A 26,549-nucleotide genomic window follows, 5' to 3' on the forward strand; every position below is an offset into this window, starting at 1 on the left:
TTTACTAATTTAAGGCACATATTTTAGTACTAACCAACCAATTATTATCATTATGAAAAAAATATCCATTATTGCCGCTTTTATTGTTTTTGCTGTTTGGTTCTTTTTTACGTTTGGGTTGCAATTTGTTTTAGGAACCCATGAATCGGAAATTGATTTAAGCGAACTGGTTACCAAAGGCTTAAACTATGGTATCTTTTTATCGGCACTTACCTGTTTGGTATTTGCTTTTTTAGGCAAGCATCACATACGTATGGGCCTTAAAGGACTTGGGAAATATACAGATAAGATACTGTGGTTTCCTATTGTGTTAATTATTATTGCTCAAATAAGTGCCTATAATGGCGGTGCTTATTCTAATGCGTCTTTTATTATATGGGTTTTAATCAACACGCTTTTTGTGGGAATATCAGAAGAACTCATGTTTCGCGGTGTTTTTATGAGTTCCTTTACCAATAAATTTGGTTACTGGCCGGCAGTTATTTGGACATGTGTCATTTTTGGAGGTATCCACGTGCTTAATGGCTTTGTTACAGGGGATTTTGGAATGTCAGCGCTTCAAGCAGTGTTGGCTACAAGTTCTGGTTTATTGTTTTTGGCTATCAGGGTACGCACATTAAGTATTATTCCAGCCATTATTTTACATTGGATTTGGGATTATACTGTTTTTATTTCCGGTACTGTAGAAAAGTCAACCGAGGATTTAGTAGGCTTGATTCCGTCATTGCTATTAATCCTAGGTCCTGTTATTTTTGGTATTATAGGAATTGTAGCTTTAAGTAATAAGAAAACAGCTCAAGCTTACGTGGATAGTCAAGTCTAAAGTATTCAGTTTCGATGGGATACATTATTTCTTAATTATTTTAATGATTTGGTTGTTTTGGCCATCAAAAACATGACAAAAATAAAGCCCGGTTTGGAATTGAGATAAGTTTAAATTTAACTTATTTAAGCCATTTCTCAATTCAGTTTTAGGGGAAACATACATGAGGGCACCCAACTCGTTATAAATGGTGATTTGAGATTTATTGGCATTTTGCAATTCAAGTTCTAGAGTTGTTTCCTTGTCTACGGGATTAGGATAAAGTTTGATTACGTTTTTTATTGCAACATTATTTTGAGACAATGTTATACTATTACCCAGTTTTACTACGGTATTGTTATTATCAACTTGAAAATAAATGTTTTCATTTGAATCTGTCATTATAGTCATCGGTTTAACGCCTTCATTATTATAGGATGTATTCCATTCATATCCATTAGTATCCGAAAAAGCATAGATAAACATTGAACTTGGTGCACCTCCATTGTTATCGCTTTGTCCTGCAACATAATAGTTTCCATTTGGAGTGACTGTAAGGTCATAAACCCAATTGTTTATTTGAGGTAAGTCGTGTAAACTACTAGTTACAATCGATGCATCAGAGGCTTCTATTTTAGCTACAAACAATTTGCCCGTACCTGAAATTGTCCAATTGGTACCACTTATAGCAATATTCCCATCTGGAAGTAACCCCATACGACCCGAAGTAGCATCAACTTCCAAGTCAAATGGTTCTGAATATAAAACAGTGCCCGTTGGACCATATTTAGTAACTTCTATAAGATTATGAGTAGTACCGAAATTTTGACATAATGTGTAGGTGTTTCCGACATTATCTAGTAAAATATCCGTTGCCCATGTTTGATCTGGAATGGTTCCTGTAGAAGCCCAAGACAAATTTCCCATTGTATCCCAAACTGCAACCTGATTATTATTACCGGCAATGGTGGTAGTCCCCACAAGCGCTATTTTGCCGTTGTTGTAATGCATACCACGTAAGCCATGAACATTAGTAAAAGTATGAACCCGTTCCCACAATAAATTGGCGTTATTGTCAAATTTCAACAATACAAATCCAGCATTGGTTTGGGAGTCCGTAGAACCTGCTGTGGCAACATACAAATTACCACTTTCATCCAAGGAAGCCTCATTTCTTCTACCAAGGTTAAAATTGCCATCACGATTAAAAACGCCTGTAATGGTTTTGTTTTGAAGCACGGTGCCATCAGGGGATATTTTAAAAACCTTTATGGCATTCGGTATTTGGTTTTGGCTAGATAAGGTAAATCGATAGCCAACAACAAAGATATCTTTGTTGGAATCGGTTCCTACCCAAGTGGCTGAATGATAATTATTATTGAGGGTGGTCGAAATGGAATCTTTCCAAATTAAATTGCCTTGGGGTGTGTATTTTTGAATGTAAACATATTCATTATATGCACCGGTTGGCAACCCATTACCAATGGAGATAATATTGTTATCTGAATCAATGGTAAGGGCCTTGCCTAATGTTAATCTATTAGGATAAACATTTTCCCATTCTACATTTTGAGCTTGTACGGAAAAAAAACATAAGATTATTACTAGGGTTATTAGTTTGTTGAACATATTTAATTGTAATTGAGGGTTAGTATTCTTGAAAATTAATTAATTCGCTTTTTATAGAATATGATAAACGTCATGTTTAGTGTGTTATCTTGTTGAAAATTAAGTAAATATTTTGCTGTGCTACTGGCATATTTTGGTCCCATGGGGGGTATTTACCATATAACAATTGAAGGAAACTTTTTCCTGACAAGGAATGAAATTATTTTATAATTGAAGTAGTGACATCACTTTTTGATAGAGACTGAATGCCCATTTAAAAGGTCTGAAGCTGTTGCATGAAAACACCTGTAAAAGATACTGGTAATCAAGTCAATACTATGACTTAACAGCCCGAGTAGCTAGAAATGCCGGAAAAAATGCATTCAAATTGCTGTCCACATCCCAATAGTCCTCATACATATGAGTTAGATTAAAACCAGCGTCCAGCTGTCCTCCAATTTGGTCACTTAAACTATGACCAAAAATCAGTGGGTCATTGTTCGTTTTTAGGGCATTCAGTTTTTCAGGAGGTAAGGAATGGATATCCGAATAAGGCTGTTTGTAAATTAGTTTTAATTCATCTTCATCCAATTGAAATGCCAAAGGATTCATTAAGCCAGTCATTAAAATACCACCGGGTTTGAGCACCCTAAAGGATTCTTTCCAAACAGGTAACACAGTATCAACAAAAACAATGGAACAGGGATTAAATATCAAATCAAAATTAGCATCGGCAAATACGGATAAATCGCGCATGTCACCTTGCAAGGTCTTAATGTTGAGTTCAAATTGCTCGCTGACTGTCTGGTCTTGTTGTAATTGGCGTTCCGAATTATCAAAAATAGTCACATCGGCTCCCAAGGCAGCCAAAATAGGACCTTGCTGACCACCACCACAGGCAAGTCCCAAAACTTTTAAGCTCTTTAAATCGGGAAACCAACTATGTGGAACGGGTTTCTTGGGTGTTAATATAATTTGCCAGTTGCCCTCTTTGGCATCTTGTATTTCCTGATCAGTCACTGGAATAGTCCACCGATCTTTTTTATCTACATAGCCATTCCAGGCAGCTTGGTTGTATTTTGCTAAATCCATTTAAATTTTTTTAAGTAACTCATGTAAAGACCCATAACGGTTTTTTTAATACCCTATACATTTTAATCAAAATAGGTGTCCGATACTTTTTGACCGTCTCGCTCGGCTTGCCAAATCATAGAGAGAATTTTCCACTTATCGTTAATCTTGACCAATTGAAAATTAATGATGCCTTTTTCGGCAAGGCTATCGGTAGTATTGGCGTGGACACCATACAGGCTTGTTCGTTGGGCAATGGTTCCAAAAAGTTTGGTTTCGCCTGTTATTTCCCATTCCCTTAAGTAAGTTAATTTGGGGTTGTTCTTTAGCATATTTTCCATTCCGTCAAAATATTCACTCGGGCTTTTCAAAATAAGTGAATCTTTGGTTATATAACCTAACCTGGCTGATTCAACAAACTGCTTTTTAATGATACTAAAGTCGGGCTTTTGTGTGGAGTCAACCTTGATGTTATTATAGACAGTGTTGATGGTTTTCAAAATGGCCTCTTGGTCAAGTGAACTTACCACAGCGGTTGGTTCTCTGTTTTCGGGTTTTAAATGGTTTTCCTTGCAGGAACATATAAGAAGTAAAATGGTTAAAATTTTTATGATTTTCATAATAGAGTGAATAAGTCGATACCGTTATTAGTTATGTTTTTTTATGTCATTTAATAATCTGGCACACCTGTAAGGTACAATGATTTTAGGGTTCCGTTCTTTACTTTTGTGCTTTAAAATTCGGGTCGTAATCAACCATCCATTCAATGCCGTATTTATCCCGAAACATCCCGAAATAAGAACCCCAAGGGCTATCGGCAATGGGCATTTCTATGGTGCCGCCTGCTGAAAGGCCATGAAACAATTTATCTGCTTCGGCTTTTGATTCGGCAATAATGGAAATCTTGCTGCGGGTTTCTTGTTCACTGTGCTTACCCATAAATTCTGGTGTGTCACTGGCCATCAAGATATCCGTTTTACCAATGGGTAAGGCAATATGCATAATACGGTTGGCTTCGGCGTCATCAATAGGATGATTGTGGTCACTGGGCATATCCTTAAAACGGACAACCGATAAGAATTCGCCTCCAAAAACCGATTGATAAAATAAAAAGGCGTCTTCGGCATTGCCATTAAAATGAATATAGGGGTTAATTTGTGCCATGGATTTTTAAATGGATTAATAGTTAATTAAAAGTAGTGAGTTTTTTGTAATCATGATAATATTCACCTTTTGAATACTGTGGTCCCTTCTTTTATCGTTTCCATCACCTGAATAGACTTTATTTCTGATTCTGGAACCTTTAACGGGTTTTTGTCCAGTATGACCAGGTCAGCTAATTTACCAGGTTCCAAGGTTCCTTTGGAATCCTCTTCAAAATGCTGGTATGCAGACCAGATAGTGATGCCTTGTAAGGCTTCATAAGGTGTGAGTTTTTCATTAGCACCAATAACAACACCCGAACGCGATTTCCGTTCGACTGAAATACCAACCATGCGCATCAAATTGGGTAAGGCTACAGGAGCATCGGTGTGAATGGTCACTTTAACACCTTTATTAAGCGCGGTTCGCACCGGACTGATTTTATTACCGAGTTCATCCCCAATAATTTGTTTGTGCCAGTCGCCCCAATAAAACGTGTGAAGTGGAAACAATGAGGCAATCACATCCAGGGTTTTTAAGGAATCCAATTGGTCTTCCCGAATATATTGTCCATGTATTAGTGTCGTACGTCTGTCATTCATACCGTAAGCATTGGTCGCTACCTGAATAGCTTTGATAAACTGATCGATGGCAGCATCGCCATTGGCATGAGCCAATACTTGCCAGTTGTTTTGATAACCTTTTTTAAAGAGTTCAATGACTTTTTGGTCATCGGGAATAGCTGGGTAACCCTTGTAGCCAGGTTGTGCTCCCTCTGGTCTTAACAAGTAGGGCTCCGTTCGCCAGGCAGTGCGACCTTGTGGAGACCCATCCAAGGTAATTTTCATACCACCAATACGATAATGATTGGTATAGGTTTTACGGTTCCAGGGCGTTGCCATCAGGCTATCAACAAAGGCGTAATCAATATAGGAAACCACATCCAGTTTCAGGGTTTTATTTTTAGCAGCATTCACAAAAAGGGTTTGGTCCATTGCACGGCCGTCCTGTGCGGTCGTATAGCCATAAGACAATGCCATGTCTTGTCCAGCTTCAAAAAACTGATTGGCTGCTTCTTTTGAAATCGGTGTTAAGGCTTTGGTATAATGAGGAATAGCTGCTAATTCTTCCAGCACACCATTGGGTTCTTGATTTTCCGTACGTCTGATGATACCGCCTTCAGGGTCTTCGGTTTCAGCTGTGATATCGAGAAGTTCAAGTCCTTTGGAATTAACTACTGCAAAATGGCCGGAAATATGAATGATCATAATGGGGTGTTCGGTGGATACCTGATCGAGATCAAACTTCGTTGGAAAACGTTGTTCTTCCAAAACCGAATCATCAAAACCCAAACCAAAAATCCATCCAGTAAGTGCTCTGTTTTCAGGTGTATTCCATGCTTTTAAAATATCTATCAGTTGTGGAATATTACTCGCACCAGCATCTGGTGGCGGTAAAATTTGAGCACCAATAGCTTGAGCCGAAAAACTGCCAAAGTGTGCATGCCCATCTATTAAACCGGGTAATAGAGTTTGTCCTTGCAGATTTATTTTGATATGTCCATAACCAGCAAGATTCTCGGCATCAACCAAATTACCGGCAAAACTAATTTTCCCATCTTGAACAACCAGTGCTTCAACATAATCGGGCGTATCACCCACCATGGTCAGAATATCACCACCAAAGTATAGGGTCGCATTATTTTCAATGGGTTTTTCGGGTTTCGATGCATCCTTGCAGGAAAATGCTAATCCCAAGCAAAAAACAATAACCAGTAATCGCCGTATTCTCATGATTTGTGTGTTAAAAAGTTAATATTTTTTTGATGTATATTCATGGAGTCAGTTGCCTAAAATAAAACAAGTTAATCCGGCTTATAAACTTCCAGTTCTATTTCCACCATAAATTCCGGAAGTGCCAGTTCCTTTACGCCCAGCCAGGACCCTGTTGGAAATTGGTTTTTGTAAATTTCGGCACGGTAGGCTGATTTTTCCAGCATCAGTGGCATGTTTGTGGTAAAAATATTCTCCACAACCACATTGTCAAAGGTACAGCCGTAGTGCGCTAGGATTTTTTCCAAATCGGCATAGCAGTTTTTCATTTGTTGCTCCAGGTCGCCAATGGCGGTTGGATTACCTTCATCATCCATACTCACAGCTCCCGATATTTTAATATCATGCCCAATTTTTACAGCGTGGGTGTAGCCATAGGCTTTTTCCACTTCAGGGCGCAACATAAAATAGTCGGGCTTTTCGGGTTCAATGACTACGACTTCTTCAATAACAGGTTGCGCTTCTTGAGTGGTTTCAGCTTGTTTTTGTTCACAACTTTGAAAGCCTAATGCTAGAGAAACTAGTGTAATTAAGATGGATTTGTTGGTTCGTGTTTTCATCATGTTGTAATTAATGGTAAGTTACTTCATGATAGATGGTTAGGGTTTCTAAAGATAGTGTATTTCGTTATAAAAGCAACAACAGGAATTTAGCAATAACATACGTTTTCGAGTTTAGGGTTTCTGTTTTGAAATCAAGCTGTCTACCTCCAGAAATTTATTGGTCATCAATGATAGGGCAAAAGCACCAGCGGCAGCGGCAAAAACCGAATAATCCAAGGCACTTTTAATACCCAGCGAAAATGTCATAAACAAGCCAAACACCAGAAGCAGATAACCACTCAACTTGGCAAATAGCTCCGTTTTAAATCCAATAATCAAAAATAAGGCAAAAACAATTTCGGCAGCCGTCGCGAGAGTGCCCAAAGCAGGAATTACGGATACCGGAAACCACGGATTGATCATTTCGGTAAATTCCAAAAAACTATCCCAGTTGCCCCAGGTGGATTGAGCAGGACTATACCATCCAAAGCGATCAGCAACAGCGGATAAAAAACCAGAAGCCAGAGCCAGACGTAAAAAGAGTTTAATGATGTTTTGGGTCATAACAAGAATTTATCTATCCTTAATTAAAACAGAAATTAATAAGACTATTCATCATAGGTCTTTAGCCATTCGCCAAATGCAGCCAATTTTGATTCATTGGACTCAAGCCAGATTTGAGAGTTTTCATTGGAACTCTGTGTAATGTACTTGCAAAAGGCAGTTAGATGTTCACTTTTAGCTAGTTCATAGAAAAATGGGGTGTAAAAAGTCCACCAAATCTCCTTGTATTTGTTCTTCTTCAATTCACCCATAATCTTAAAAAAAGATTCAGTATTTTCAATAAAAAGTTCGTCATCCGTTTTGTCTTTATTCTCCTCTGTAGTTTTTGAAGCTTCCAACAGCGAAACCATCATTTCGGCGGGACTTAATGGACTGTCATCTGGTGAAACCGAAATATTTATAGTATTAGGTTTATCCGGGTCTTTAGTAACATTGGCACCAAAGCTTTCTTCAAGCATGGCGAAAGCGGATGGAGATCGTTGGCTATCTGGTTCCAAAAACAAAAAGTAATAAGTAGCTAGCAAAGTCTGAACTTTATTGCCTTGTTGATGGTGAATAGTAGCGAGCATTAGATGACTACTTCCATGTCCAGAATTCATTCCAATGGCTTTGATAAGATTGGCTTCAGCATCCTCATAATTACCCATCTTGAAATAGTTTACCCCAAGATTGAAATAAAGTAGATAATGACCGTCGGAGTCTTTTATAGCTTTTTTGAAAAGTTTTATAGATTCATCCGTTTTTCCAACCATATCAAGGGCAGAACCTTTAATCATATAGGCTCCAATCAAATGGTCTTGGTTCTGATTTATTACAACATCAGCATAAGTAATAGCCTCATCGTAGCCGCCTTTATTAAAATAGCTCAAAGCAATTTCATAATTTGCTAATGCAGATTGCGGATCAATTTCCAAAGCTTTTTTATAGGTGGCTATGGCTTGTTCATAATCTCCCTGATCGTGGAGAGCAATACCTTCATCCACAATGTCTTCAATAGTGGCTTGGGAAAAACCGGAAATACTTAAAAATAGGAGACTGAATAGTGATGCGAGAGGTCTAATGGTCATTTTATACATGGTTAGAGCTTTAAATGTAGTAAAAAAGCATTAATCCCTCCTGTTCAAATATGTTAATTATAATATAGTGAGAAATGGATACTTCACCCCAAAAACTCAATGAGTGCTACATGCATGTTGTTGTTAATAATGAAAAGTAATAATGGTACCGTTATAAAGGTTAATACCAGCACTAATATGGTCATAGGATGGACTTTTCTATTTTTAACAATATCATACACTAGTAGGGTTACAGGAATAAAATACGACCCAACAAATTGAAAAATTTCAGGTAATCCAAAGGGTCTAACAAACCGATCAAAAGCAGGACTTAATAATAGAAAACTCGCGCCGAAAATAGCCCGCTTATGGGCATTAGGCTTAAATCGTTTTAAATAGGCAATAATAATGAGAATAGAACTGGTAACGGTAAAATACAGATTGCCTATAACAAAACCACCCGAATTCTCTATGGTGCGTATCTCGTCATAATAGCTTGGTTGCTTGGTCATAATTTCTGTCGAGAGATTTATAACCACATTAAAGTTGGCTATAAACATAATAATGGCCAACAGAAACATATAAATACCAAAATTTTTGTGATTAATCAGCTTGCCTTTGGCAATCATGAGGTTTTGATAAAAATACCCTGAATACCATAGTAGCATGATAATACCATGCACTACTAAAAATAAGGGGAGGGTTGTTTCATAAAACCAGGGGCGCAGTAAAAAAGAGGGGCCAAAACCAATAATGGTAATCAATAAAAAGACAATACTCCAAAAAAAGAAAAAGCTAAATTGAAAAGTTTTCATGGTGGTTGGCTTTGTTGGCAGTTTACAAAACCTAATAGGCTCATAAACGGTTAGTTACGGACTATAAGTTACGCATTTTTAAATTAAAGGAGTGGTTATATGGTCAAATACGCAAAATTACCAAGTCGGAACATGCCTTATTTCACAGTCCCTATTCGCAACAGTATTGGAAACCGAACTTCTTGAATACTTCCTGTTTTCCAAAGAGGTATTAATGCCTGTTCTAAAGCCTCGACTGGGTTGTGTCCTTTTTGTTTAATAAAATGTTTTACTACTGACCACGTATTCAAATAACCAATCAGTTGTTCCAATTGCCATTGGTGTCGGTTCTCAAACTGGGGTGTGGGTATCTCATCAAACGGAAACGGAATGGTCTTGTAATGCTCGTCTATATACCGTCTTTCCGCATCCCAATAGGCGCCAATAGTGTTGGTGTAAAAATCGGTAATCAGGTTATCAATCTCGTGTGATATCTCTAGCCTTCCATAACCCAGCACACAAAGTTTGGCTTTAGGTTTAACGACACGCCTAACTTCAGAGTAAAACGTTTTAAAATCAAACCAATGAATGGCCTGTGCCACAATAATGAGATCAAACTGGTTGGCTTCAAAGTTGGTAGCTTCAGCGGGCTGCAAACTATAGGTAATATTTTCCGCCCGTTGGGCATGGTCTATTTGCGACTGACTGATATCCGTAGCATGCACCTGCTCAAATGTTTTGGCAAGTTCTATAGCAACTTGTCCATTGCCAGTGCCACAGTCCCAAGCGCAATTTTTGTGAGGAATAACCGTGTTTAGGTAGTCATAAAATTCAATCGGGTAGGTCGGTCTAAATTTCGCGTATTGCTCTGATTGTGTAGAAAAATTGTCTTTCATAACCTAGCTATCACGACACTTTTTTGGCGGTCACTTGCACATCCGGATCAGTTAAGGTAAGTGACTGCACCACACTATCTTGAATGTCAAAGGTAATCTGTACCGATGGTGCCCCATTGTAAGTAAACAAGTTGTCACCCAGTTTATACAGTGCACCACCAAACCCACCAATAGGACCTAACGATAACAGTTTCCGCATGTTAATGGCTATGGTAAACCCATCCGTGTCACCGTTTCCATATTTATAATCGCCTAAATATTGTTGTTGGTCTTCAGAGGAAACAGTTTTATAGTCTGGACCGCCAGCATTTCCCAAGTTGCTTAAATAATCTATGGTGCGCTCGAGGTTTTCATATTCAGTTGCGGTCATGCTATCTTGCATGCGTTTGCCATTTAGCGCATGGTCCAACAGACTAATACCATGCGGACCCATGGTTTGCTGAATACCTGGTGAAGCTTCTATGGTAGCTTTCACCACCTCATAGTGCCCCAGCATAGCAAAGGTAAACAGGGTAGGGCGTGCCCCTTGTCTAATCAGGTATTGGGCAATATCACGCCGGCCTACATGTGAAGCCGCACCAATAGCCGACTCAAAATCTCCAAAACGCCATTCCCAAACCGAGCGTGCCAAGTTCTGGTCGCTTATCAACCAACGCTTTTACAGCATCCAAATCAAAATGCGATTTCCCAACCACGTCACTAACAACCTCTGGCGGTATATTAGGAAAATGCTCGGGTACCGTATCTTGGGTTTTTGGTATAAATAGGTTGGAGGTGTTATTTGTAAAACCCACTTGAGGTAATGCCAGACCCAACACCGCCAAAGCTCCCAACTTGAGGCTGCTACGTCTATCGAGTGGGTTATGGGTTGCCATCATATGGTATTTTAAGAAAGCGGTTTCTTAAAGATACAAAGGCTGGGATTAAAAGGTAATAGAAGAGGCTGTTTTTAACAGGAAATTATCATACGGTTATTCTTGAGCCATGTAGGTCTCAATCTGTTTAGAGTAGTCCGTAAGGTGGTTAACAATGATATTGAAGTCCCATTTTGATGATTTTTCAGCAAAACTGCGATGAATAAGGATGTTTGTAAATTCTTTGTTGTTCAAAAAACGCGCTTTATCAACTATGAAAAATCGTTTTGGAGGTGGCTTTGTACTTATAGTATCAACTATTGATAAAAGATCCATGTGTTTTATATAATATGGTTTTAAGAGGTCTTCCCAATTATCGAACATTCGCATTCTGTTTTTTTCATAAATCTGGTATCCTGCTTCAATACCCAAAATATTGAGTTTTAAGGTTTCATCTTTAATGAGGCCTATTAAATTTGAGGTAATCATGTTTTGGTATGCATTTTGGCGCATCGGTAAATAGGTAAAGGGACCCATGTCTTGCAAAGCTTTATTAAGGGAATATTCAGAAATGGTATCGGTATCTGAATTCAATGTATAAATGATAGATTCAATTTCGTAAATGTCATGATCTATCTCTTCAATGCGTCTGTTTAGGTAGTTGATATTAGTTTCTATTTCTTTATGTAATGCTGTTAACCCAATGGAGACGGCTTTAGTATTTTGCTTATTGATATTCCAATTATTAATTTGGAGGGCAATCAAAATACCTATAACAACAAGTATTATTTCTCCAACTGCATATTTTAAGTACTTTCCAGTTTTTCCTTCCGAAAGTAATTTTTTTCTAATTTTTCTATAGAACTTTATCATGGTTTACTGGTTTTCAGAATTTAACACAACGTGATTGGCTATGATATCGTTGAGTGAAAATCCGAGAGGATTTTCCGCCTTAACCGAAAGATAGCAAATTGCAATGAATTCCGATTAGGAATTAAGCCGCAATGAACTATAGCCGTTATTGTAATGCGTTTTATTTTTTATCTAAACCCGAATGCCAGGTATCCATGCATATTTTCCAGTCACCGTTGTCATTCTTCCTCCAAGTGGCAACATAAACTCCTCGGTTATAAGAGCTGTCCTTCGTTTTCCCATCTATAAAATATTCAACGTAGCCTCCAATAGTAATCACCTGATTTTCACTAATTATCATTTCAGGTTCATCAAAACTTTCTAAATGTAATTTTTTGACTTTTAAATAGTCATTCCAATTTGTTATTTGTTCCTCAACACCTTTTTGAAAATTTCCACTAGGCGTAACTCTTAAAAAGTCATTCTCAAAATATTTCCAAAATTCATCTGTGCCCTCACCATAGGAATTATACATGTCATTATAGGTAGTTAGTACTTGTTTTTTAATAGCCTCTTCATTTAATTTCTTTTCAGTGCAACTGAAGATGACAAAAAAACCAAAAGTGAATAATATTAATTTTTTCATAGTTAATATCCTGAATTTAATTTGTTATAAACTAAACTATGGTTCATAGTTAGAGCTATTTTTTGACTTTCTTAAATCATTTAAGTGGTTCAATTGTAGATTCGTGAACATAGATAATTTTCCACCCATTCTTCGTTTTGTTCATTACCAAACTTGCAGCTCCAACTCCAAAAGGAGATTTGTTCTCATCATCAAATTGAAAAAATATTATAGCATTTTTTTTATCAATAATAGTATAGTTTACATTATTCATTGAGAGTTGAAAATTAGAACCCATTTCAGGTAACGATTCAGCAAACTTTTTGGTTTCTTCATAAGTTCCAAGAGGAACATTTCCACGCCAAGCATATTTCATTTTTGGATGATATGTTGACATCATTTTTTCACTATCGACTTTACCATTCCATGAATTGAGACATTTCATTGCATGTGTTAGCACTTCTCTTTCAATTTGTTGGATATTCTCTTTAGTTAAAGCTGTTTCGTTTTCTATTGAACATCCTAAACTTAAAATAGACATTAGTAGGATTATAAAAAATTTAACCTTCATGTATATGTATAATTTTCCATTCTGAACCAACACGTGTTATTACAAGTGTGAATGCGTTTTCATCATTTTTCACATCTTCGTCACTATCTCCAAGTTGAAAACCTACTACTGCGTTGTTTCTATCAATAACTGTCACTACCGGATTAAATAGTTGATTGTTATAAGTCTCAACACCTATAATATATTTTTTCAAAACCTCTTTAAAACCATCAAAGGTCATGGGTTTACCGTGCCAATAGTATTGCAATTCTTTATGATGTAATGACATCATTCTGTCGATATCAATTTCCCCATTCCATGCATCATTCCAGTTTTTTGCAACCTCAATAGCCTCTTTTATAATTTTCTCCTTATCATATTCCACGGAATTGTTGCATCCTATAGTCAAGAGAAGAAATATAAGTATCCGTGTATTCTTCATTTTAATTATCGCTAACTCGTTATATATAGATAAATATACTCATTTTGGAGTCTATTTTGGCGATAATAGGAACATTTGTTCCAACTTATCGGTTATCAATTTTGTAATAAAGTGTTCCTTTTGGGCGCTCAAGATTACATTTGCTATTTTAAGACGAGTCTTCCTAATACTTCCTCCATACGCCCGTCGTATGTAGTTGGTATTTACTTGGTATATAGTTGGTGTTTGCTATCGAAAATTCTTACAAGACTGAAGCGGAACGATCTACTAAAACGACTGATTAATTATGCCTCATAAGACACCTTTTAAAAAGCTTCAGCAAAGTTTAAATACACGGCATTGATACCATTATTACCAAATCCGGCATCAATACGCAGGTTAATATCGTTATCGCTATCCACTTTAATTCGCAAACCACCGCCATAAGATAACCAGAAGTTATTCAAGCCAACGGCCTCAAACGAGTCAAAAACACGACCAGTGCCTAACCAGCCAACCACACCAAAAATGTTCCAGACAGGTAATCGGTATTCTACTTGGGTATCTATGAGCACATTATCTCTTAATGCCCCTTGATAATACCCGCGCATGTTGTTTTGGCCACCCAATAATGCCAGGTCATAATAGGGAGTATTACCATCGAGTTGGGTCAATGTGGCCTGCATGGCAATCACATGTTTGAGCCAGGGCGTATAGTATTTTCTGGCGTCAATTTCAAAACGGTTAAATTCATAGGCACTACCTAAAGCGGTTTTGTAAAACAGCCATTCTACTTTTAAAAATGACCCATTGTGCGCATTATAGCGATTGTCACGACTGTCCCACATGAGTGTGGCACCCAATCCGAAATTGGTGCCGCCATAGAGTCCCGTAACGTTCTCTTCAATTAAAAAACTGTCGGGTTCGGTGAGTACTTTAATATAATCATCCAATTCCAGACGAATTCCTAAATATAAATGATTGTAAACCCGTCTTAAGGCATTAATATTAAATTCTAAATGCTCATTGGTCACTGCTTCCAGGTCATTAATGGAGACGTCATTACCAATGCCAAAAAGGTATTCGGGCTGTTTGGCATACTTAAAGGTAGTTAAAATGAAATACTTGTTTTCATTGAATATCATATCATTGCCCAGATTGAAGTTCACTCGGCCTTTGGTTGAAAAGGAAATGGAACTGGATACTTTGGAAGGCTGCGAAATGGTATCTTTTTTACTCAAATTAAAGGCATTGAATTTGGCCAGTCCTAATATATTGCCAGCTTCCTGGGAATAACTGATAATGGGTACAGGAATCACTTTGAAGATGGCTTCAGCCTTCTTGTTGAATCTATCAAACTTTGAAAGGCTATCATTGGTTTGGTCTAGGTCTTGCGAAAAGCTAACCTGAATGAGAAGCAGAACCATTGAGAATAGTAGCAGTTGTTTTTTCATGATGGCAACACAAGAAGTTGTACAATACTATAACGTCAATTCAGGAGCTTATGAATTTAAAGTAACGAATACTTTTTTTGAATTAAAAATATTTATTCTAAATTCCAGCAAAAAAGGTCATTGAGCACATTAGATCAATTAATTTCAGATTTTGCCTCCGCAGCTTGGGGCTTACCCTTACTCATCTTACTCATCGGTGGCGGACTTTACTTACTCATCCTGTCCCGTTTTTTGCCCTTTCGGTATTTTGGGCATGCCATACAGGTACTGCGTGGCAAATATGATAATCCCAACGATCCTGGTGAAATCAGTCATTTTCAGGCCTTAACCACCGCCTTATCCTCAACCATTGGTATGGGAAATATAGCGGGAGTGGCGGTAGCTATTGCCATTGGTGGTCCTGGAGCGGTATTCTGGATGTGGATCAGTGCCCTCATTGGGATGGCAACCAAGTTCTTTACGGCAACTTTGGCCATTATGTATCGTGGTAAGGATAGCAATGGCGACATTCAAGGTGGTCCTATGTATTTTATTGTGGAAGGCTTGGGTAAATCCTGGAAACCCTTGGCGGCCTTTTTTAGTGTCTGTGGATTGGTGGGAGCTCTACCGGTGTTTAATGTCAACCAATTGACACAGGCCATTAATGATATCCTGTTAGTACCCAATGGCGTGGAAGTAGATTTCAATTCAAACCTTATAATTGGGATTGTTCTGGTGCTACTGACCAGTATCGTCATCCTTGGTGGACTCAACCGTATTAGTAAAACAGCAGCACGCCTAGTGCCTAGTATGGTGTTGTTGTACTTTGTATTGGTACTCATCATTCTGATTGTTAACATCCATGAGGTGCCACGCTATCTGGTACTTATTTTCACTGATGCCTTTGCAGCCAAAAACTTTACTGGCGATGCCTTTTTGGGTGGTGTGCTAGGTGGTTTAATTCTCCTGGGAATCCGTCGTGGTGCTTTTTCCAACGAAGCTGGGATTGGTACGGCACCTATGGCGCATGGCGCTGCCAAAACCTCCGAACCGGTTCGTGAAGGTCTCGTAGCTATGATGGGTCCTGCCATTGATACCTTGTTAGTCTGTACCTTAACAGCCTTGGCTATTTTAGTAACGGGTGTGTGGCAAACCACCGATGCCAATGGCGTAACCTTAACAGCTTCAGCATTTGGGCAGACTTTTTCAGGTATTGGGAAGTATCTGTTATTACTCTGTATTATAGTCTTTAGTGTATCCTCTTTGTTTTCTTATTCCTATTATGGTAGTAAGTGTCTGTCATTTTTAATAGGCGCTCATAACAAGCATTATTACAACTACCTGTATATAGCGAGTATCATTATGGGAGCCACCACGTCTTTAAGCCTCATGATTAACCTTATCGATGGCTTTTTTGCTCTGATGGCATTTCCAACGATGTTGTCAACATTGATTCTGGCACCACGTGTGGTGAAAGAAATACAAGCTTATAAAGAAAAAATTAGGAGATAGAGATTTTGAATTGCTGGGGTGTCATCAATTCCATTTTCTTAAACTGTCGGTTAAAATAACTGGTATTGTTAAATCCTGACTTAAAGGCAATTTCAGACATTCGTAAATCCTTGGTTTCCTTAATCAGTTTCTTGGAGAACTTGATCTTTTCAGAATTGATATAATCTATCGGTGAAACACCCAAGGTGTTCTTAAACTTCTTATGAAAGTGTGAAGTACTCATGCAGGCCTTCTCGGCCAATAAATCAACTGTTATGTCTTTATTGGTCAGGTTTTGTTTAATGTACTTAATCACCATCCCTATGCGTGTATCGTTAAAAATACCTTCAGGGTCATTCAGTAAAAAGGCTTTGGCTTTGGTTTGCAAGAGCCGCACAATGAGTTCCTGAATCATCAAGTCTAGCAGCACGTCTTTGGATTTAGTATTGTTGGTAAAGGTGTAAACCAAACGTACTACTAAATGGTTTACATCGGTATTATTGATAAGGTGGGAAGCATTGTCGTCCAATTGCCAGTTATTGTTTTCACGTTCAATAGTAACATGGTGATTGAACTTTTCAACCACTTCATCAATCTTCCCACTATCGATCCCCAGTGCCAGGCATTGGGTAGGGGCGTTGTGTTTGGCAAGTGGAAAATCAATAACCATTTCCTTATTGGTTGGCATCACCACGGATTCTCCTGGAAAAAAATCAAAGGACGGCAAGCCATCAATATGCATCACTTTCTTGCCAGTAAGCATGCTCGCAATCACTGGAAAGTCAAATGTCAGCGAAACTTTCTCGGCATATTCATGGGTTTCATAAATATTCAATTCGGCATAATCGGCATTATAGGTCGTGCGATTCTCTACCAAAGTGGTCAGTTTTCTGTGACTTTTATGATGTTTTAACAGGTGATCCATACTCAATATTACAAAAAAAGAACACATTTATGTTGTTCATGATAGATATGTTCAACAATTTAATAATTCTGTTCAAGAAAATCAGAATATGATAAAATAACTTTATAAAAATTATTGATAACCGAATATTTCGACCTTAAAATTGCATAACTGATAAAGATTTTAAGAATTACTTGGAGGGTTGTTAATGGTTTGATTTTAAACAAAATATAAACTAAACTTAAAAATCGTATGAGTTATTCAAAACCAAAGTTTAAGGAATCCTATGGTAATTTTATCAATGGCCAGTTTGTGCCGCCCATAGGAGGTGAATATTTCGAGAATCGTTCGCCAATAGATAATAGTGTGATTGCAAAATATCCACGATCGCAGAAAGAAGATGTGGATAAAGCATTGGATGCTGCCAATGCAGCCAAAGAAAGTTGGGGGAATACATCCGCCACCGAGCGTGCCACTTTATTAAATAAAGTAGCCGATATTATTGAAGCTAATTTAGAGGAGTTTGCTTTAGTGGAAACCTGTGATAACGGAAAACCAATCAGAGAAACCCTAAATGCTGATGTACCGCTATCTGCTGACCACTGGCGTTATTTTGCAGCTTGTATTCGTGCCGAAGAAGGTACCGCAACCGAATTGGATGCCAATACCTTGTCCATGAACATTAAAGAACCACTAGGTGTTGTGGGACAGATTATTCCATGGAACTTCCCTTTATTAATGTTGTCCTGGAAATTACCGCCAGCATTGGCAACGGGTAATTGTGTGGTTTTAAAACCAGCCGAACAAACTCCATCATCAGCGACCTTATTAATGGAGAAAATCGCCGACGTGTTTCCTCCAGGCGTGGTGAATGTGGTTCATGGTTTTGGTCCTGAAGCAGGTAAGCCATTAGCATCAAGTTCAAGAGTCGATAAAGTAGCTTTTACAGGTGAAACAACTACCGGGCAGTTGATTATGCAATATGCTTCCAAAAACCTGAATCCGGTTACTATGGAATTGGGTGGAAAGTCACCAAACATTTTCTTTAATTCCGTGATGGATGAAGATGATGCTTATTTGGACAAAGCGGTTGAAGGTGCTGTGTTATTTGCTTTTAATCAAGGTGAGGTGTGTACCTGTCCGTCTCGTTTATTGGTGCAGGAAGACATTTACGATAAGTTTATGGAACGTGTGGTAGCGCGAACCAATGCCATTGTTCAGGATAATCCGTATGATGTGAATACCATGGTTGGAGCACAGGCATCTAACGACCAATATGAAAAAATACAATCGTATTTAAATATTGGTAAAGAAGAAGGTGCTAAAGTCTTATGTGGTGGTGAAGCCAATAAGTTGTCGGGAGATTTATCTAACGGATTCTACATCAAACCTACCATTTTGGAAGGCCATAACAAAATGCGCGTGTTCCAGGAAGAAATTTTTGGACCCGTTGTATGTGTGACCAAGTTTAAGGATGAGGCCGAAGCTTTAGAAATCGCCAATGATACCTTATACGGGCTCGGAGCAGGTGTGTGGACACGTGATGCGCATCAGTTATATCAAATACCAAGAGCCATTAAAGCGGGTCGTGTTTGGGTCAATTGCTATCATGCTTATCCAGCCCATGCACCATTTGGAGGTTATAAAAAATCAGGTTTCGGAAGGGAAACTCATGTGATGATGATGGATCATTACCGTCAAACTAAAAACATGTTAATCTCTTACGACAAAAATAAACTGGGCTTCTTTTAGAATGTTTTAGTTAGTTAGGAAGAAGGTCGGATAATTTATTCGGCCTTTTTTAATAAATTTAAAGAATATGAAACGTATAGATATTACAGAACGCGCCATTGATATTGTCAATCAGGTTAAAAAACGTCATGGGGAACTCATCTTCCATCAAAGCGGCGGCTGTTGCGATGGCTCGGCACCCATGATTTTAGAAAAGGACGATTTTTATCTGGATGATAGCGATGTATTATTGGGTGAGGTTGCCGGAATTAATTTTTATATGAATATTGATCAATTTGAGTATTGGAAACATACGCATCTAACCATTGATATTACGGAAGGTCGTGGTGCCGAGTTTTTCATTGGAGATTCCTTTAGGTTTCCGATTTATCATTCACTCTCGATTATTGACACCAGAGGAGGAGGTCTATTTTAATAGTTAAAACGACTATTTAAGACTATATTTCTAGGTTTGATAAAATTAATATGACAATCAGGTTACATTAATGTTGCTAAATTGATATATTTATGCTAAATTAGTATATATGAAAATTGACCTATGTCCAAACTGCAATTCAGATCAATACATTAAGAGTGGTATTGTTAACGATCGGCAACGCTATAAATGCAAGTCATGTGGCTATTTCTTTACCGTAAATAAGTTAGGTAAACGCATTGATGATTACTACGTCAATAAAGCACTACAGTTATATTTAGAGGGCTTAACCTACAGAGAGATTGAACGCATATTGGGTATTTCTCATGTGAGTATCATGAACTGGGTAAAAAAATATAACATTAAGCGACCTTATAAAACCGATTACCATCCTACCTATAAAATACTGAACGCAAACGAGCTATCCAAATACTTTCAAACCACCGAAAACTTATCTGGAGCTGGTGTCCTTGTTACCGAGTTGGGAGATAAGTTTATGCTTATAAAATGGGAACGTTTCCGTGATTAGATATTTCAAATTAACAATTACCTATAACAATTTTTATTTAACTCACACATTTTAAGAGATTAGTGCTGCACACAAAACCAATTAATTAACTAATTAATCTTAAAATTATGAGAAACAAACTAACGCTATTGTTTGCCTTTTTTATGGTCATGCAATATGCCTTCTCACAAGGATCACCGGATTATAATGGTGGTCTCAAAGTTAAATTTGATGAAGAGGGCAAAAAGTATCTCCGTATTTTGTCTTGGGCACAAGTCCAGGGTATCTATACCGATGAAGTCCCTGATGAATCCAGTCATTTTAATTTCAATTTAAGGCGTGCGCGTGTTTTAATGTTCGCCCAGATTAACGAAAAGTTCTTAATCTTAACACATTTTGGTTTAAACAGCTTAAATAGCACCACAATGGATCCAGTCGGGAAAGGTGATGGTGCTCAATTGTTTTTCCATGATGTATGGGCCCAGTATAATTTAAGTAAAAACCATTCTGTTGGTGGTGGTTTGCATTACTTTAACGGTATTTCCAGATTGAATAACCAAAGTACCTTGAACATGATGACTTTGGACAACAATCGACAATCTTGGGCCACTATTGGTTTATCGGATCAGTTTGCCAGACACGTTGGTGTTTTTGGTAAGGGAAGCTTTGGTAAGCTACAATACCGCCTAGCTATTAATGATGCGATCACAAACGGACTGGATACAAGAGAGCCAGTTGAGGGTGGTTCAGCTGTTTACGGTGGTAAACGTGTTTTGGGTTCTAAAGATGCTGGTATGGCTTATGCTGGTTATTTTGATTTTAACATACTTGATCAGGAATCCAATTTCCTACCGTATAAGGTGGGCTCTTATCTTGGAGGTAAACGCGTGTTTAATATAGGAGCTGGATTTTTCTATCACCCAAGTGGATCGGTTATAATGGACAATATGGAGCTAAAAGGAGAGGATGTCAGTATTTTTGCTATTGATGCCTTTTACGATTCACCTCTAGGAGATAAAGGTGCCGCTATTACAGCTTATGCGACATTTCAAACTAATAATTATGGTAAAGACTATTTGTTCAGTGCTTATGGAACAGGTAGTATGGTGTATGGTCATGTTGGCTATGTGTTTAATGGTGATAAAACCAAAACGCGTTTTCAACCTTATGTGTCTTTTGCATCCAATAGCTATGATGCTGTAGATGATAATAGAAATATCTTCGGAATTGGAGCCAATGCCTATTTCAGTGGTCATAACTCCAAATTAACTTTAGAATATCAAAATCAAAAATTTGGTGATTCAAAGCAAGGAACGGTAACGCTCCAGGCCATGATTTACCTATAAACCAAGCATATTATGACAGATAAACAAAAACACGCATCGGCCTATTGGAAGGAAAACCTAAAGTATTTGGTTATTCTTTTAACTATTTGGTTTTTAGTTTCCTATGGCTGTGGAATTTTATTTAAAGATGCTTTAAATGAAATTCGTCTGGGCGGATTCAAATTAGGATTTTGGTTCGCACAACAAGGTTCCATTTACGTATTCGTTATTCTCATTTTCGTATACGTCAGATTGATGAATAAATTAGATAAAAAATACGGTTTCGACGAGTAAGCCTTAACTATTAAAACAAATTATTATGAGTGTACAAACATGGACATGGATTTTAGTAGGGCTAACATTCGCTCTATATTTTGGAATCGCTATTTGGGCCCGAGCAGGCTCAACAAAAGATTTTTATGTTGCTGGTGGTGGCGTTTCACCATTGGCAAATGGTATGGCTACTGCAGCCGATTGGATGAGTGCCGCATCTTTTATCTCTATGGCAGGATTGATTTCCTTCATGGGATATGATGGGTCTGTATTCCTCATGGGATGGACCGGAGGCTATGTATTATTGGCCTTACTGTTAGCGCCTTATTTACGGAAGTTTGGAAAGTTTACAGTACCTGATTTTATAGGTGATCGCTACTATTCCAACACAGCTAGAACCGTAGCGGTTATCTGCGCCTTAATTGTATCCTTTACTTATGTAGCTGGACAAATGCGTGGTGTGGGTATTGTATTTTCGCAATTCCTTCAGGTTGATATTAACCTAGGGGTTATAATTGGTATGACGGTCGTTTTGGTATTTGCCTTTTTGGGAGGTATGAAAGGAATTACCTATACGCAAGTAGCTCAATATTGTGTTTTGATTTTCGCCTTTATGGTACCTGCATTCTTTATTTCCATGCAGATGACTGGAAACCCAATTCCTCAAATAGGTATGGGTGGCAAATTGGAAGGTGGTGCCTACCTTTTGGATAAACTGGATACCCTACATACACAATTAGGATTCAATGAATATACCGATGGTACTAAATCCACTTGGGATGTGTTTGCCATCACATTGGCGTTGATGGTTGGAACCGCCGGTTTACCACATGTAATTGTGCGTTTCTTCACAGTGCCCAAAGTAAAAGATGCACGTAAATCAGCTGGATTAGCCTTGTTGTTTATTGCCATTCTGTATACAACAGCTCCGGCGATAGCAGTATTCGCAAGAACAAACTTAATTGAAACCGTTAGCGAACAACAATATAGTGAGATTCCAGAGTGGTTTAAGAACTGGGAAAACACAGGATTGATTGCTTGGTCAGATAAAAATAATGATGGTAAAATTCAATATGTAGCTGGTAGTGCTATTGATGGTAAAAAACCAGTATATACAAACGAGAGAGGTGCTCATGGTGAGCGTTTAATTTCCAATGCCAATGCCGAAGTTAACGAGTTATATGTTGATAGAGATATTATGGTATTAGCAAATCCTGAAATAGCCAAACTACCAAACTGGGTAATTGCTTTGGTAGCAGCCGGTGGATTAGCAGCAGCACTATCAACAGCGGCTGGGTTATTATTGGTGATTTCAACATCTATTTCTCATGACTTAATTAAAAAGCAATTGAAGCCAAACATTTCTGAAAAAGGAGAATTAATGGCAGCACGTATCGCTATTTTAGTGGCTATCATCATTGCGGGACTATTCGGTATTTACCCTCCAGGTTTCGTGGCGGCTGTTGTGGCTCTAGCTTTTGGTTTGGCAGCAGCATCCTTTTTCCCGGCCATTATTTTAGGAATATTTGACAAACGTATGAACAAGCAAGGCGCCATAGCTGGTATGATTGTGGGTATTACCTTGATGTTGTTCTATATGATACGCTATAAAACGGGATTGATTGGTGTGATGGATCCAAGACCTGCCAGTGAATGGTGGTTTGGAACCTCGCCAGAAGGTTTTGGTACCGTAGCTATGATTGTAAATGTTATCGTTTCAGTAGTAGTTTCCAGAATCACAGCAGCACCACCAGCCGATGTTCAGGAAATCGTTGAGAATATTAGAATACCTTCGGGAGCAGGTGAAGCTTCCAGTCATTAATCATTTCAGATTTATATAAAATTTGAAAGTTTGTTTAGTTAGTTAAAACAGTATGGTCCTTTTGACCATACTGTTTTTTTCTTACATTTAACTGCGTTAGTAGTTATGGTATCTTACCAAAACAAAAAATAAATTTTAAGAGATGAAAAAAAGACACGAGCAGAAATTGGTAGTCTTGGCATTGGCGCTATTGCTATTGTTCAATGTGCCCTTTCTATTCATCTTTAATATGGAAGGACAGGTTTTGGGAATTCCTATCATCTATTTTTCCATATTCGCTATTTGGTGCGTAGCTATTATTATCTCCTATGTTATTCTAAAACGGCATTATGAATAATTATAGTTTGTTCATAATCATCATCATCTATTTAGCAATATTGTTCTACATCGCTTTTATTGCTGAAAAGAATGCCAAAAGCAAATGGGTAAACAACCCGTACATTTACACCTTGTCATTAGCAGTGTACTGTTCCGCTTGGACCTATTACGGCAGTATTGGTATTGCGGCTAATTCTGGAATGCAGTTTTTGCCTATTTATTTAGGGCCTGTTATTGCGGCACCTTTATGGATTATTGTTTTGCGAAAGATTATACGGATTTCCAAACAGCATAAAATTTCGTCCATTGCCGATTTTATTTCGTTACGTTATGGAAACAATCGGTTTATTGGAGCCTTGGTCACGGTGGTGTGCTTGGTAGGGATTGTGCCCTATATTTCATTACAATTAAAAGCTGTTTCAGAGACCTTTGAAATTATGGTTGATGAAAGCAGTTATATTTCCAAGACCATTTGGGATGATTCCACATTTTACATTGCGGTTCTCCTGGCTGTTTTCGCCACCTTTTTTGGAACGCAAGCTACCGATGCTTCTGAAAAGCATCGTGGTATCGTGGCATCTGTTGCTTTTGAGTCAGTTTTAAAATTAGTATTCTTTTTGGTTATTGGGTTGTATGTCACTTTTTACCTCTATGATGGTACGACGGATATTTATAACCAGATATCAGCTATGGAATCGTTTAAGAGTTTATCCTCTTTTGGAGACATTGGTAATGGATTCAACTGGTTCTTTATGATAATGTTGTCGTTTTTAGCCATTTTCTTATTACCCAGACAATTTCAAGTATCGGTTTTGGAAAACAATCGGGAAAAATATTTAAAACAAGCCATTTGGTTATTCCCACTGTATCTACTCCTGTTTAATGTGTTCGTGATATTTATTGCATGGGCAGGCAAACTAACATTTAGTAATGGGGTCAATGCCGAATATTATACCTTATTGTTACCGTTGCAACAAAACAATACAATACTAGCCTTATTGGTTTTTTTGGGAGGCTTTTCTGCAGTCATTTCTATGGTCGTCGTGTCCACTTTGGCATTATCAACTATGGTAAGTAATAACCTCATTATTCCCTATGGGTTTTTAGATAAATTCAGTAAGAGTCAGCCAGAAAAAAATGCCAAATACATCAAGATCATCAGACGGGTTTCCATTTTTAGTATCATCATTCTGGCCTATTTCTTTTACGTGTCCTTTTCAAAGGCCTTGTCGTTATATTCTATAGGCTTGATTTCTTTTGTAATCATTGCTCAGTTGGCCCCCTCTTTTTTTATTGGAATATTTTGGAATAGGGGATCCTCACGAGCAACCAAAGTCGGTATTATTGCTGGGTTTTTAACAACCCTCTATACCTTGGTTCTACCATTTGTCATGCAGGTGCTTACTGGAACTTCGGAATTTTCGGATTATGGTTTGTTTCATATCGAGGCATTGCGACCAAGCGCCTTGTTTGGGATTGACTTTTTAAGTCCGCCCGCTCATGCTTTTTTCTGGAGTTTGAGTATCAATACGTTATTATATCTCACGGTGTCTCTCATGTTTAAAGGAAATTACAGGGAGCGTAACTACGCCGAAATGTTTGTAGACAGTAAAAATTATGCGTCGCTTCAGGACAGTGCCTTGGTTTGGAAAGGGGAAGCTTATGTGTCTGATATTAAGAATGTTCTCAACCGGTTTTTAGGAGAACAACGAGCGCAACGCGCTTTGAGTATCTTTTTTACGAAATACAAATTACCACAGGATACCCAACTCGCAGATGCACGACTCATCAATTTTTCAGAAAAACTCTTGACAGGTAGTATTGGAAGTTCTTCGGCCAAAATTCTGATATCGAGCGTCGTTAAGGAAGAACAGATTAGTTTGGTTGAAGTGTTAAAAATTTTAGAGGAATCCAAAGAAGCTATTGCGAGTAATAAGCTGTTAAAAGAAAAGTCTGATGAGCTTCAGCATTTAACCAACAGACTTAAAAACGCCAATGATGAGTTGATTCTGAAGGACAAACAAAAGGATGAGTTTTTGGATACGGTAGCTCATGAATTAAAAACACCGATAACGGGTATCCGTGCGGCAACCGAGTTAATTATGGAAGATGTTGATATGCCAGCTGAAGTAAAGGCTCAATTTTTAAGCAATATTCTTCAGGATTCAGATCGTTTATCACGATTGATACATAATATCCTAGATTTTGAAAAGCTGGAAACGGGCAGACAGGAGCTGGACATGAAGCAGCATGACATTAATTTGACTATAGAAAAAGCGATTAATAGTGTGAGTCAGATTGCCGCCAAAAAACATATTGAGATAGTTGCTAAAAATCCACATAAATGTAAATTGAATTACGATGAAGATCGGATCATTCAGGTATTGACCAATTTACTTTCCAATGCTATTAAGTTTTGCGAACCAAATACGGGTAGGATTGTGATTGATTATAAGCTTGGAAATGCTTCCGTTGAGGTGTTGGTAAGCGATAACGGTAGAGGGATTTCAGATAAAGATTTGGACTTTATCTTTGACAAATTTTATCAAACCAGTGACCAGAATACCATTAAACCACAGGGTAGTGGTTTAGGGCTAGCCATTAGTAGGCAAATCATTAAAAAACACCATGGCAAAATATGGGTTAAAAACAATCAAAAAAGTGGCGTAACCTTTGGTTTTAAGCTACCTTTTGACTAA

General features: G+C 37.9%; 27 protein-coding genes and 1 pseudogene. 10 read left to right on the top strand and 18 right to left on the bottom strand.

Annotated elements, in window-relative coordinates:
• The first annotated feature begins 52 nt into the window (after positions 1-52).
• A complete protein-coding gene (locus tag ACKXGU_RS14125) occupies positions 53-823 on the top strand; it encodes a lysostaphin resistance A-like protein (RefSeq protein ID WP_463465910.1) in 771 nt (256 codons plus the stop codon).
• Between the two features lie 24 nt (positions 824-847).
• Here ACKXGU_RS14125 and ACKXGU_RS14130 read toward each other — a convergent pair whose 3' ends face one another.
• The 17 genes from ACKXGU_RS14130 to ACKXGU_RS14210 all read right to left on the bottom strand — a co-directional run bounded on the left by ACKXGU_RS14130 (position 848) and on the right by ACKXGU_RS14210 (position 15,063).
• Positions 848-2,431, bottom strand: coding sequence for a T9SS type A sorting domain-containing protein (locus tag ACKXGU_RS14130; protein ID WP_463465911.1), 1,584 nt, complete (start codon positions 2,429-2,431; stop codon positions 848-850).
• A 315-nt stretch (positions 2,432-2,746) separates the two neighbouring features.
• Positions 2,747-3,502 (bottom strand): class I SAM-dependent methyltransferase, encoded by a 756-nt coding sequence (locus ACKXGU_RS14135; RefSeq protein ID WP_463465912.1) that lies wholly within the window; start codon positions 3,500-3,502, stop codon positions 2,747-2,749.
• 62 nt (positions 3,503-3,564) lie between these two features.
• Positions 3,565-4,101 carry a hypothetical protein gene (locus ACKXGU_RS14140; protein ID WP_463465913.1) on the bottom strand — a complete coding sequence of 179 codons (537 nt, stop codon included), beginning with the start codon at positions 4,099-4,101 and terminating at the stop codon, positions 3,565-3,567.
• A 100-nt stretch (positions 4,102-4,201) separates the two neighbouring features.
• The gene (locus ACKXGU_RS14145; protein WP_463465914.1) at positions 4,202-4,645 is read right to left on the bottom strand and encodes a VOC family protein; all 444 of its coding nucleotides are present in this window, start codon (positions 4,643-4,645) and stop codon (positions 4,202-4,204) included.
• Positions 4,646-4,707: 62 nt separating this feature from the next.
• Entirely contained in the window at positions 4,708-6,417 is a 1,710-nt protein-coding gene (locus ACKXGU_RS14150; protein ID WP_463465915.1) for an amidohydrolase, read from the bottom strand.
• 71 nt (positions 6,418-6,488) lie between these two features.
• Positions 6,489-7,019, bottom strand: a complete 531-nt coding sequence (locus ACKXGU_RS14155) for a RidA family protein (protein WP_463465916.1) — start codon at positions 7,017-7,019, stop codon at positions 6,489-6,491.
• 111 nt (positions 7,020-7,130) lie between these two features.
• Positions 7,131-7,562: a DoxX family protein gene (locus tag ACKXGU_RS14160; protein WP_463465917.1), complete on the bottom strand. Its 432-nt coding sequence runs from the start codon at positions 7,560-7,562 to the stop codon at positions 7,131-7,133.
• Between the two features lie 44 nt (positions 7,563-7,606).
• Positions 7,607-8,629, bottom strand: a complete 1,023-nt coding sequence (locus ACKXGU_RS14165; RefSeq protein ID WP_463465918.1) for a tetratricopeptide repeat protein — start codon at positions 8,627-8,629, stop codon at positions 7,607-7,609.
• Between the two features lie 92 nt (positions 8,630-8,721).
• Positions 8,722-9,432: a hypothetical protein gene (locus ACKXGU_RS14170; RefSeq protein ID WP_463465919.1), complete on the bottom strand. Its 711-nt coding sequence runs from the start codon at positions 9,430-9,432 to the stop codon at positions 8,722-8,724.
• A gap of 137 nt (positions 9,433-9,569) precedes the next feature.
• Positions 9,570-10,307 carry a class I SAM-dependent methyltransferase gene (locus tag ACKXGU_RS14175; protein ID WP_463465920.1) on the bottom strand — a complete coding sequence of 246 codons (738 nt, stop codon included), beginning with the start codon at positions 10,305-10,307 and terminating at the stop codon, positions 9,570-9,572.
• Positions 10,308-10,317: 10 nt separating this feature from the next.
• On the bottom strand, positions 10,318-10,938 hold the full coding sequence (locus ACKXGU_RS14180; RefSeq protein ID WP_463465921.1) for a hypothetical protein: 621 nt from the start codon (positions 10,936-10,938) through the stop codon (positions 10,318-10,320).
• The gene (locus ACKXGU_RS14185; RefSeq protein ID WP_463465922.1) at positions 10,898-11,185 is read right to left on the bottom strand and encodes a hypothetical protein; all 288 of its coding nucleotides are present in this window, start codon (positions 11,183-11,185) and stop codon (positions 10,898-10,900) included. The genes ACKXGU_RS14180 and ACKXGU_RS14185 overlap by 41 nt, the downstream gene beginning before the upstream one ends.
• 93 nt (positions 11,186-11,278) lie before the next feature.
• Positions 11,279-12,034, bottom strand: coding sequence for a DUF6090 family protein (locus ACKXGU_RS14190; RefSeq protein ID WP_463465923.1), 756 nt, complete (start codon positions 12,032-12,034; stop codon positions 11,279-11,281).
• A gap of 160 nt (positions 12,035-12,194) precedes the next feature.
• On the bottom strand, positions 12,195-12,659 hold the full coding sequence (locus ACKXGU_RS14195) for a Cif family virulence factor (protein WP_463465924.1): 465 nt from the start codon (positions 12,657-12,659) through the stop codon (positions 12,195-12,197).
• 76 nt (positions 12,660-12,735) lie between these two features.
• Positions 12,736-13,209, bottom strand: coding sequence for a nuclear transport factor 2 family protein (locus ACKXGU_RS14200; protein ID WP_463465925.1), 474 nt, complete (start codon positions 13,207-13,209; stop codon positions 12,736-12,738).
• Positions 13,199-13,630 carry a nuclear transport factor 2 family protein gene (locus ACKXGU_RS14205; protein ID WP_463465926.1) on the bottom strand — a complete coding sequence of 144 codons (432 nt, stop codon included), beginning with the start codon at positions 13,628-13,630 and terminating at the stop codon, positions 13,199-13,201. Before ACKXGU_RS14205 ends, ACKXGU_RS14200 begins: the two co-directional genes overlap by 11 nt.
• A gap of 305 nt (positions 13,631-13,935) precedes the next feature.
• Positions 13,936-15,063, bottom strand: a complete 1,128-nt coding sequence (locus ACKXGU_RS14210) for a BamA/TamA family outer membrane protein (protein WP_463465927.1) — start codon at positions 15,061-15,063, stop codon at positions 13,936-13,938.
• A gap of 120 nt (positions 15,064-15,183) precedes the next feature.
• Between ACKXGU_RS14210 and ACKXGU_RS14215 the strand changes: the two genes are divergently transcribed.
• Positions 15,184-16,554: an alanine/glycine:cation symporter family protein gene (locus ACKXGU_RS14215; protein ID WP_463465928.1), complete on the top strand. Its 1,371-nt coding sequence runs from the start codon at positions 15,184-15,186 to the stop codon at positions 16,552-16,554.
• Here the strand turns inward: ACKXGU_RS14215 and ACKXGU_RS14220 are convergent.
• Positions 16,544-17,458, bottom strand: coding sequence for an AraC family transcriptional regulator (locus ACKXGU_RS14220; RefSeq protein WP_463465929.1), 915 nt, complete (start codon positions 17,456-17,458; stop codon positions 16,544-16,546). The two genes, ACKXGU_RS14215 and ACKXGU_RS14220, sit on opposite strands and share 11 nt — an antisense overlap.
• 231 nt (positions 17,459-17,689) lie before the next feature.
• Between ACKXGU_RS14220 and ACKXGU_RS14225 the strand changes: the two genes are divergently transcribed.
• From ACKXGU_RS14225 to ACKXGU_RS14260, 8 genes and pseudogenes are all read left to right on the top strand, one after another.
• Positions 17,690-19,189, top strand: coding sequence for an aldehyde dehydrogenase family protein (locus ACKXGU_RS14225; RefSeq protein ID WP_463465930.1), 1,500 nt, complete (start codon positions 17,690-17,692; stop codon positions 19,187-19,189).
• Between the two features lie 67 nt (positions 19,190-19,256).
• A pseudogene (locus tag ACKXGU_RS14230) lies at positions 19,257-19,611 on the top strand (DUF779 domain-containing protein).
• Between the two features lie 102 nt (positions 19,612-19,713).
• Positions 19,714-20,133, top strand: a complete 420-nt coding sequence (locus ACKXGU_RS14235) for a transposase (protein ID WP_463465931.1) — start codon at positions 19,714-19,716, stop codon at positions 20,131-20,133.
• A 107-nt stretch (positions 20,134-20,240) separates the two neighbouring features.
• Positions 20,241-21,458: a hypothetical protein gene (locus ACKXGU_RS14240; RefSeq protein WP_463465932.1), complete on the top strand. Its 1,218-nt coding sequence runs from the start codon at positions 20,241-20,243 to the stop codon at positions 21,456-21,458.
• Positions 21,459-21,470: 12 nt separating this feature from the next.
• Entirely contained in the window at positions 21,471-21,731 is a 261-nt protein-coding gene (locus ACKXGU_RS14245; RefSeq protein ID WP_463465933.1) for a DUF4212 domain-containing protein, read from the top strand.
• Between the two features lie 25 nt (positions 21,732-21,756).
• Positions 21,757-23,532, top strand: coding sequence for a sodium:solute symporter family protein (locus ACKXGU_RS14250; protein ID WP_463465934.1), 1,776 nt, complete (start codon positions 21,757-21,759; stop codon positions 23,530-23,532).
• Positions 23,533-23,674: 142 nt separating this feature from the next.
• Complete coding sequence (locus tag ACKXGU_RS14255) at positions 23,675-23,869, top strand: hypothetical protein (RefSeq protein WP_463465935.1); 195 nt, start codon at positions 23,675-23,677, stop codon at positions 23,867-23,869.
• Positions 23,862-26,549: an ATP-binding protein gene (locus tag ACKXGU_RS14260; RefSeq protein ID WP_463465936.1), complete on the top strand. Its 2,688-nt coding sequence runs from the start codon at positions 23,862-23,864 to the stop codon at positions 26,547-26,549. Before ACKXGU_RS14255 ends, ACKXGU_RS14260 begins: the two co-directional genes overlap by 8 nt.

The organism is Hanstruepera sp. CR43 (genome assembly GCF_055227665.1).